Raw genomic sequence first — 9254 nt, forward strand, 5'->3', positions numbered from 1 at the left:
GTTTATATCGTTTATATCGTCATGGTAATTCATAAACCGGCGGCTTATGTCATCAAGAATTAAAGATGCAACGGCGGCATTTAAAGTTGGTTTGTTCATATAAATTCCCTTTTTAAAATTGATTCAACTTTAAAAAGGCATGAGTAGGGAAAATTTTCACATTACGAAACTAATTAGTGGTGAGACCAACTTTTATATATGGAGAACACCATGAACGAAAACACGAACGTAATTGAATTATTTGGACAACGTCCGCCCATTGCAAACGATGAAGATTTTCTGGTTTTGTTAGATCGTGGCGATGATTACATCTGTTATGTGCGGAACTATATTTCTTCACAAGAGTTTATACTCGTCAGTAACAATATCACCTGCCAGAATGTTGCTTCTAAAACTCATCTCTTGGTTAGAACGAGAACATAGTATTCGACAAAAAGACGCGATGGATATTTACTATCTAACCAAACATTACTCAAAAAACAAAAAAACACCAAAAACTACTATAAAGCCACTACAAAACCACCGTATATATGAAGCATTGTCGAAACCGCCAAAGCCAAGGGTTTGACGCTTTCGATTAAATTTTTATTTGCCTAAACGAACTCTTCTACTCAGAGCTAGAGATCGAAAATTTAGTGGTCTGAAATGTAAACCTTAAGTGTTGATAACAAAACGTTTACTAAGGGCCTCTTCCGTGAGAAATAAAGTAAATCGGTAATGGCTCAGTTATTCGTCGGTCATATTAAGATTTATAAGAGCTAATTATTTATATTGGATACCAGATAGCATTTCGCTTTCTAGCAATAACTGCGTAAATAGCTAAGGCAATAAATACAATAGAAGGCACTGCTGAAGGCACTTCATATGCGATATGGTAATAAGTCGCACCAATCATTATCGGAATGAGTCCTGTTGCCGCCAATGCAGTCCACTTGCGAATAAACATCGCAAGACCAGCAAGTAACTCTGCTAGGCCAATAAAGTAACCAAACCACTCTGGCAGCCCCATTTTTGCAAAGCTTACATGAAGCTCAGGTACACCAGCAAGTTTGGCGGCGCCAGCCATTATCATCGATAGTCCTAGTAAGACAAATGGCAACCAAGACAAGGTTATTTTCAATTTATTCATAAATTCCTCAATTCATTGTTAATTTCAATAAGGAAAGTTTAATTAAATGAGTCGATAATATATATTGATAATATTTTATACTCTTGATTAGAGATATTTATCATGATTACCATTGACCAATTAAAAGTTTTAGAGGCTATTGCAGAAGAAAAGTCGTTAAGGACCGCTGCTAGTAGACTGCACAAAACCCAACCCGCTTTGAGCCACTCAGTTAAGCAACTTGAAGTGCAATTAGGCTTAGCGCTTTTTACTCGTGATAGCTATAGATTAAGCTTAACTAGCGCTGGAAAATCAATATATCAAATGGCCCAAAAAGCCCTGCGAGATGTGTCCCAAATTGAGCAATACGCAAATCATCTAAATCAAGGAAATGAAGCAAACATTGTTATTGCGGTTGAAGCGGCTTTCCCTATTGAGCCGCTGTTTTCTGCATTTGAACAAGTTCACAATAATTTTCCTTCAACGCAACTTTCAATAACACAAGAATATGTGACTGGTGCATTGCAACTTGTCTCAGAAGGAAAAGCGCAAATAGCAATAACGGCTGCCCCTTTAGACTACTTATCCAAGTTTAGTGGGCTTATTGCAATAGAACTATCCAAAGGTGAAATGGTTAATGTCGCTACCCCACAATTGCTTGATAAATATAAACCATTTAATTCAATAGAATCTTTGATAAATGAAAATCAGATCATTGTTAAAGATACAGGCGAAATAACCAAAGACGTAGAATTAAACACACAGTCTGGCCAAAGCTGTTGGTACGTGAATAACTTTGAAGCGAAATTAAAACTAATTTGTCATAACTTAGGATGGGGAATGCTGCCGAGACATTTGGTATCCCAACACATTATTTCTGGAACCTTGCAAGAAATTAAAGTTGCAGATAAAGAAAGCTCAATGACTTTTCCATTTTGCCTAGTGAAAAACAAATCACATCTGCTAGGCCCTGTAGCGACTGAAATTTGGCGCACCCTATCAGAACTTGATTTAGAAGAATAACTATTATGTTGTGTCTAAGGTGAGTCAGTAAATGAGAAAAATAAAGAGGAAGACGCAGAAATTTTGCTCTTTGAGCTGTTTATTATTTCTAAGTCTTTTGAAATAGCTAAGGTTCAAATAAACACAATAGGACCTAATGCTATTAATATAAAAAGGCTAGTTTGTATTAGACGTCAATTAATTTTGCACGGACCTTGCCGCCAATTACCTGTACTAAATTTGTACACACCCACCAATTTAATTTTTCAAATTACTAGAGGATTTGTGATTAAAAAGCACACGTCATTGCAAAAACGGGCCAATGAAATGCGCCTTTAATCTAACATCGGGTAATGGGCTTCGCCCCACATGGCGCCGGGGTTATCCATCATAATATCGATGAGTATAGGGGACAGTTTTGATAGAAAATTGACTGCGTCTCGGAGTTGCTCGCGGTTTGCCGAGCTATTCCAGGTGGCACCGCCGTGGATAATTTGATTTCGAAGGGTGTACAACCTCGCTAAAATCACAGTTAGCAGTGCTGGACTGTCATTGCGTGATAGTGCTTTATTTGCTTTGGATTTTGCTGCAGAAAATTTGTCCCGCCATTCTTGCTCGGTGATCTTGCCATTATGGTGATCCCAAAACGGTTGGAACACATATTGATTGTCAATTAAGAGTCGAATACTAGAGGTAAACTCACTCCAAAGTAACTGATGGAGTTGTTGGTTTTTATCTAAACCGCAGAGTTTTTTTATAAAGAGTTGGAAGGTTTCTAATTCACTAAATTTTGAGGATTCTAGGCCCTGAGCGTAGGCGGCGTTAAACGATATCCAAAGAAAAACAAACTGTGCATCTTTGTCGTCGTCACATTGCTCGGCTTTATTGAGCCAAGACAAGGCTCGGTGAACGCGCAAACCATGGGCATCTGGAAACCCGTGTCGAAGTAAACGCTGTTTATCCTTTAACAATTGATAATTCATAAATTCCCTTTGCTATCAACCAAACTGCTACTTTTGATTAAACGCCTTTTCTTTATTGTAAGCAACACCCCATTGGTATTTTTAATTGCTTTTAAACCTAATTAATATTTATAAAAGGCTAATTATTGAATTGAGTTACGCTATCATTTTACGTGTCACTTTAAACTATTTAGGTGTCTTTTAATCAGAAAACACTGCGCTTAACCGACATATGAGTGTGCTCATCTATTACATCCGTCAAACCACTAATAGGGTTTGTTTACTTATAATGTAGCTTTAAAATCTTTGTTGCTGCCCCACGTTAAGCGCGTAAAGCCATAACTGCCGTAAAAATCGTTTTAAATCTCCCAACGCCCTATGTGTTCAAAGAAGCTATCCAGCCCCTGACAGTCCATTCTGAATGTCGCCTATTTTGCTGTTTGAATCCAATGGCAGTCCTCTAATTTTTAGCGGTTATCAACAATAGAAAGTTAAACCAATGGGAACGGTGGAGTGGAGTTGATTTGTTATTAACTTTGTTTGGTCGCATTAGCCTACTTGAGGTTAGTTCTGACTCTCTTACCCTGTGTATTTTAGGGACAAACGTTAGATCGAATAACAGCAGGTAACGTCAACAAACTGAGGCTTCATCACATTGCGGAAATAAATAAAAAGCAGCCTCAACCCAAAGATGATGTCTATATATATTATACAGAACAATAAATAGCCAAATTTACATTAGCGCGTTATATTTAGGTCTAAGGTGTTGATTTTATGTCCGCCAATGTTTAGGGACAAATAAATGTTTTTGCAATCAGGGGTTAATAACATGTGTTTTCTTAGAAAATACCAGTGGTTAATTATCTTTTTAGTGCCATTTTATGCACAGGCCATTGATGTTAATTATTGTGTCGACCCAGACTGGATGCCTTACGAAGCAATGGTAAATGGCCAGCATAAGGGTATTTCTAAAGAATATAAGCAGTTGTTTCAGGAAAATAGTACGATTAATTTCAACCGTATTCCTGCGAAGTCTTGGAATGAAGTCACTGAATTTCTAAAAGCAGGAAAATGTGAACTCACTTTGATGTTAAATCGTTCGTCTGAACGAGAGCAATACCTTGATTTTACTATGCCCTACTTTTTTGGTCCTAATGTATTAGTTACAACAAATAATCGCCCTTACGTTCAAAATATTTCAGCCGCTGCAGGAATGAAAATTGGTGTAGTCAAAGGTTACCGATTGGTCAGCTACATGGAGCGATTCCATCCCAACTTGCAGGTAACCCTGCTTGATAGCGAACTCAATGGCTTATTAGCTGTAGCAGATGGTGAAATAGATGTTTACGTTGGTTCCCTCTTATCAATAACCAGTAAATTAAAACAGCATAATATTGCTAACTTAAAAATAAACGGCTGGGTTGCAATTCAAGACGAACTCAGAGTTGGCGTAATCAAATCTCGCTCAGCTGAATTATTGCCAATACTTAATAAAGTCATTGACCAAATTCCAGTGCAGGTCCATAACGACATACTTAATCGGTGGAGTAATACCCTAGTCGTTACCGAAACCGATTATACTTTGGTTAGAATGATCACTCTTGGCGCTGTCTTATTGCTGCTAATTTTAGGATGGCGATTCCAAATATCGAGAAAAGTTACCGCTACCTTAACGAAAAAAAACGCGCAGTTACAAAAAATGAGCGCCAAGTTAGAAGAGTCTAACCGACAGCTAGAGTATATTTCTTACCATGACAATTTAACTGGCCTTTATAACCGTCATTACTTCTTAACCACGTTTAATCACCTTTTTAATGACATGCAAAGGCAATCGCATGATGCTTCTTTGATGTTAATTGATATCGACTTTTTCAAACAAATCAATGACAAGTATGGTCATAATGCAGGTGATGAGGCATTAACGCATTTGGGTAAATTATTGAAAAAGGCCATTCGCTCAGGTGATGTCCCTGCCCGCTGGGGTGGTGAAGAATTTGTCGTGCTTATGCCTTCTACGACAGAAAACGACGTCAAACAGGTCGCAGAACGATTAATTCAAAACATTGAAAGTTATCAGTTTCCGATTATTGCAAAACTGACAGTAAGTATAGGTGTGTCGCAGTTCCGAGCCGACGACACCATTAAAACATGGTTAGAACGGACCGACAAAGCGCTTTATCAAGCTAAAGAGCAAGGGCGGAATCGAATTAGATATAGCGCTTAACCCCTTTTTAAACAACATATAATATTAACTAGAACCGTGTTTGTTGACCCAACGCTTACATCTTTTCTAACATTTGCTTTAAAAGCCTCCCAAGTTAGTGTGTACACACTTTTAACACAGAATAATAAAAACAGCCGCTTTAGTAGTCATCAATAACAAAGTGAGCAACTTGCCCTACCTTTCCATTTAACTACCAGTATCCACTAAGCCTAGCTGAGTTTGTAAATACTCCATTTGTAAATACTGCGGTATAAGTACTGCTGAGCGTATGTATTTACTACCGCTAGTTTCTAGCCAAACCATCCGGTTAGTTTCAATTAAGTCGTGCACTTTTACCGTGACGTTTGCGTTCATAACAAAAGTGTAGCGAGGTAACGCAAAAAAATTTAAGGGTTTAGCAAGCCTGTTTGGTTTAATAACTTCAAGCTAATAATAAATGACACTCACCTCGGTGCTTTTTGTCATTTAGCATCTTTCGATTTAGAACGATTATTACGCTATGCGTTTGGTCCATTTTATGAGAAAACTAACAATGAATAAAAATAAAGTTACCCTCGCGGTTGTCACCAGTTTACTGGCGTTAAGTGCGTGTAATAGTAATCAACAGGCTCAAAACACTCCAAACACATCAAAAAAAGCGCCTGTTTATTGGCAGGACTTGAGTGTTTTTAAAGTTAATACCGAAGCGCCACGCGCGACTTTTTTGCCCTACGATGCTGAGTCAAAATTAGCAGCGGATGATTACCAAACCTCTCCGTATTACAAACTGTTAAACGGCAATTGGAAATTTAATTGGTCGGCAAACCCTAGTTCAGTTCCCGCTGGTTTTTTTGACCCCAGTTTTGATGTCTCAAATTGGGATGAATTACCCGTGCCAAGTAATTGGCAAATGCATGGTTACGATTATCCGATATATACAAATAGACAATATCCGTTCCCTAAAAATCCACCATTTGTCCCCGAGGATGACAACCCAACAGGTGCTTATCGTACCAATTTCACTGTGCCAACCGATTGGGACGGGCAGCAAGTATTTATCCACTTTGGCGGCGTTAACTCAGGATTTTATCTCTATATAAATGGCCAAGAAGTCGGTTATAGCGAAGGCTCTAAGACGGCCGCTGAGTTTAATATTACGCAATACCTCAAACCTGGTGAAAACGTACTTGCCGCTAAAGTTATACGTCATACCGACGGTAGCTATATGGAAGACCAGGACTTTTGGCGTGTCAGTGGTATCGAACGCGATGTGTATTTACATACCGCACCGAATATCCATGTAAGGGACTTCTTTGCCAAAACAACACTAGTGAACAACTACCGCGATGGTGTGCTTAATCTAACAATCGATGTCGCCAATAAGAATCAGTCGGCCCAGTCTGTTGATTTGGTTGTGAAAGTCAAAGATGCGAGTGGCAAGGTGGTCGCCACCGACAAAAATACGGTTATTGTTCTGGCAAACAAACAGCAAACCGTTGAGCACGAAATAGTATTAAACAATATTAAAGCTTGGTCAGCTGAGTCTCCAAACTTATATCAATTATCGATTAGCACTGAATATAACGACGGCACACCAACTCAACACATAGGTGAGCAAATTGGCTTTAAAACGGTTGAGTTAAGCAAAGGTCAGTTTTTGGTTAATGGCCAACCTGTTTTATTTAAAGGCGTAAACCGTCACGAACATGACGAGCGCACAGCACATGTCGTTAGTAAAGAAGCCATGCTAGCTGATGTTAAAATGTTAAAAGAAAACAACATTAACGCGGTTCGAACCTCGCATTATCCTAACGACCCTTACTTTTATCACTTGGCCGATAAATACGGTTTATATATTATCGATGAAGCCAATATCGAAACACATGGGTTTGGATATTCCCCAAAAGAAACACCTGCTGCAAAACCTAAATTTGAAGGCATGCATTTAGACCGATTAGAACGTATGGTTGAACGTGATAAAAATCACCCTTCAATCACGTTTTGGTCAATGGGCAATGAAGCCGGTGATGGGATCAATTTTGTTAAAGGTTATGACTGGATCAAACAACGCGACAATTCGCGTTTAACCATATACGAACGTGCCGAGCAGCAATCTAAATACACCAAAGAAAAGCACGTACACCAAGACGCTGTTACTTGGATGTATCGGACAGTCAAAAGGCTTAAAAAAGAATATATCAACCAATACCCAGAACGCCCGTTTTTCTGGGTGGAATACTCACATGCGATGGGTAATTCAAATGGTAACTTTAAAGAGTACTGGGACTTTGTTCGCGCAGAACGTCAAATGCAAGGCGGGTTTATCTGGGATTGGATGGATCAAGGTCTGATTAAAAAAGATGAAAACGGTAATGAATTTTGGGGTTATGGCGGAGACTTCGAACCTGAAGGCGTTCACAATGCTGGCAACTTTGTATTAAATGGCCTAATTAACCCAGACAGAACACCACACCCAGGGTTGTTTGAAGTTAAAAAAGTGTATCAAGATCTGCATTTTTCAAAAGTAGGTAAAACAACTTACCAGCTCTATAACGAAAACTTTTTTGTCGACACGTCAAGCTACAACATGACTTGGCGTTTGATTGAAGATGGTGTTGTTATTAAAACTGGGCAAGTTGACACAGTTGCACAACCTCAAAGTAAAGTTCGTTTTGATTTGGCCAAACAACTGCCTAAATTAAAGTCGAATAAAGAATATTTTATAAATTTCTATGCGACAGCTAAAGGCACACACCCGTTACTTGAAAAAGGCCATTTGCTTGCCAGTGATCAGCTTATGTTGCAAAAAGGCAAAACGTCTACATTTGTAACTAAGGGAGCAACAAGCGTAAAAGTCGCTCAAGATCCTAACCAAACGGCTGTCATTGCCGGTGATGCAAAACTGAAATTTGACCAGGCTGGTTATTTAACGTCTTACCAATACAAAGGTACAGAGATGTTAAAAGAAGCCCTTAAATTTAACTTATGGCGTGCACCTACAGATAACGACTTTGGTGGTACAAACGGTTTAGTTAAACGTGGCAAGCTTTGGAAAACAGCAACCGAGAACCAAAAAAGTCTTGGTTTGAAGGTCGTTTCGTCTGACGCTAACCTGGTTGTTTTAGAACAGGTTGTGGATCTCGCAGACGCCGATTCGTCGGTTACTTACCAGTATACGATTAACGGTCAAGGCGAAATCAAAGTTGATGTCAATTTTGACTTTGCTGGCGATGCCCGTGTGAAGATTGTAAAAACAAAACCAAATGGTAAAACATTCAAGGTTGATAAATACAGTGAGATCCCTCGCATTGGCACAAACTTCCAAATGCCAGTTAACTTCGACCAAGTTACCTACTACGGTAGAGGGCCACACGAAAACTATTGGGATCGTAAAACCTCAGCCTTTGTCGGTATTTACCAAGGTGAAGTTAAAGACATGGCGTTTGATTATATTCGTCCCCAGGAAAATGGAAATCGCAGTGACATTCGCTGGGCAACCTTAACCAATAAAGATGGCGTTGGTCTTAAAATTATTGGTAATTCCGTGTTTGACTTTAGTGCCCATCATCAACCACAAAGCGATTTTGACCCGGGCGATAATAAAGCCCAGCGTCATTACACTGAGATTAAAAAGCGTGACTTAGTTAACGTAAATGTTGACTACAAGCAAACCGGTGTTGGTGGTGATAATAGCTGGGGGGCAAAAGCGTGGGAGCAGTATCGATTAAATGCTAAAGACTATAGCTATTCGTTTACATTATCTCCAATTGACTCTGTGGAGCCGTATAAGGCAGAGCAGACGATAAAGATAGGGACACATAACGAACTTTAATCGGACGTTATCAAAACACTTTAGGCCACACATAATGAAAGTTATGTTGTGGCCTTTTTTATTGCACTATTTAATGTAATAACATACCGAATGGCTGGGCGCCCTGATGGATGTTCTAACGGGCGCTCTGATGGATGTTCTGATGGA

At 39.1% G+C, this 9254-nt stretch carries 6 protein-coding genes; 3 read left to right on the forward strand and 3 right to left on the reverse strand.

The annotated features are described in order from the left end of the window. Window positions 1-766: 766 nt before the first annotated feature. Window positions 767-1129: a DoxX family protein gene (locus KO525_RS10170; RefSeq protein WP_215963696.1), complete on the reverse strand. Its 363-nt coding sequence runs from the start codon at window positions 1127-1129 to the stop codon at window positions 767-769. A gap of 102 nt (window positions 1130-1231) precedes the next feature. On the opposite strand from KO525_RS10170, the gene KO525_RS10175 reads away from it, so the two are divergent. Next, on the forward strand, window positions 1232-2131 hold the full coding sequence (locus KO525_RS10175) for a LysR family transcriptional regulator (protein ID WP_215963697.1): 900 nt from the start codon (window positions 1232-1234) through the stop codon (window positions 2129-2131). A gap of 314 nt (window positions 2132-2445) precedes the next feature. Here the strand turns inward: KO525_RS10175 and KO525_RS10180 are convergent, their stop codons facing one another. Continuing rightward, the gene (locus KO525_RS10180) at window positions 2446-3093 is read right to left on the reverse strand and encodes a HEPN domain-containing protein (RefSeq protein ID WP_215963698.1); all 648 of its coding nucleotides are present in this window, start codon (window positions 3091-3093) and stop codon (window positions 2446-2448) included. 781 nt (window positions 3094-3874) lie between these two features. On the opposite strand from KO525_RS10180, the gene KO525_RS10185 reads away from it, so the two are divergent. Beyond that, window positions 3875-5296 (forward strand): diguanylate cyclase, encoded by a 1422-nt coding sequence (locus KO525_RS10185; RefSeq protein ID WP_215963699.1) that lies wholly within the window; start codon window positions 3875-3877, stop codon window positions 5294-5296. 186 nt (window positions 5297-5482) lie between these two features. Here KO525_RS10185 and KO525_RS10190 read toward each other — a convergent pair whose 3' ends face one another. Then, window positions 5483-5650, reverse strand: coding sequence for a hypothetical protein (locus tag KO525_RS10190; protein ID WP_215963700.1), 168 nt, complete (start codon window positions 5648-5650; stop codon window positions 5483-5485). A 178-nt stretch (window positions 5651-5828) separates the two neighbouring features. Between KO525_RS10190 and KO525_RS10195 the strand changes: the two genes are divergently transcribed. Next, window positions 5829-9107, forward strand: coding sequence for a glycoside hydrolase family 2 TIM barrel-domain containing protein (locus tag KO525_RS10195; RefSeq protein ID WP_215963701.1), 3279 nt, complete (start codon window positions 5829-5831; stop codon window positions 9105-9107). The last annotated feature ends 147 nt before the right edge of the window (window positions 9108-9254 follow it).

The organism is Psychrosphaera sp. B3R10 (assembly GCF_018861025.1).
GTDB classification, from domain to species: Bacteria; Pseudomonadota; Gammaproteobacteria; order Enterobacterales; family Alteromonadaceae; genus Psychrosphaera; species Psychrosphaera algicola.

Excerpts from the sequence above, each read along its gene's own strand:
- KO525_RS10185 (WP_215963699.1), top strand. The coding sequence starts at position 3,875 with ATGTTTTTGCAATCAGGGGTTAATAACATGTGTTTTCTTAGAAAATAC.
- KO525_RS10195 (WP_215963701.1), top strand. The coding sequence starts at position 5,829 with ATGAATAAAAATAAAGTTACCCTCGCGGTTGTCACCAGTTTACTGGCG.
- KO525_RS10175 (WP_215963697.1), top strand. The coding sequence starts at position 1,232 with ATGATTACCATTGACCAATTAAAAGTTTTAGAGGCTATTGCAGAAGAA.
- KO525_RS10180 (WP_215963698.1), bottom strand. The coding sequence starts at position 3,093 with ATGAATTATCAATTGTTAAAGGATAAACAGCGTTTACTTCGACACGGG.
- KO525_RS10190 (WP_215963700.1), bottom strand. The coding sequence starts at position 5,650 with ATGAACGCAAACGTCACGGTAAAAGTGCACGACTTAATTGAAACTAAC.
- KO525_RS10170 (WP_215963696.1), bottom strand. The coding sequence starts at position 1,129 with ATGAATAAATTGAAAATAACCTTGTCTTGGTTGCCATTTGTCTTACTA.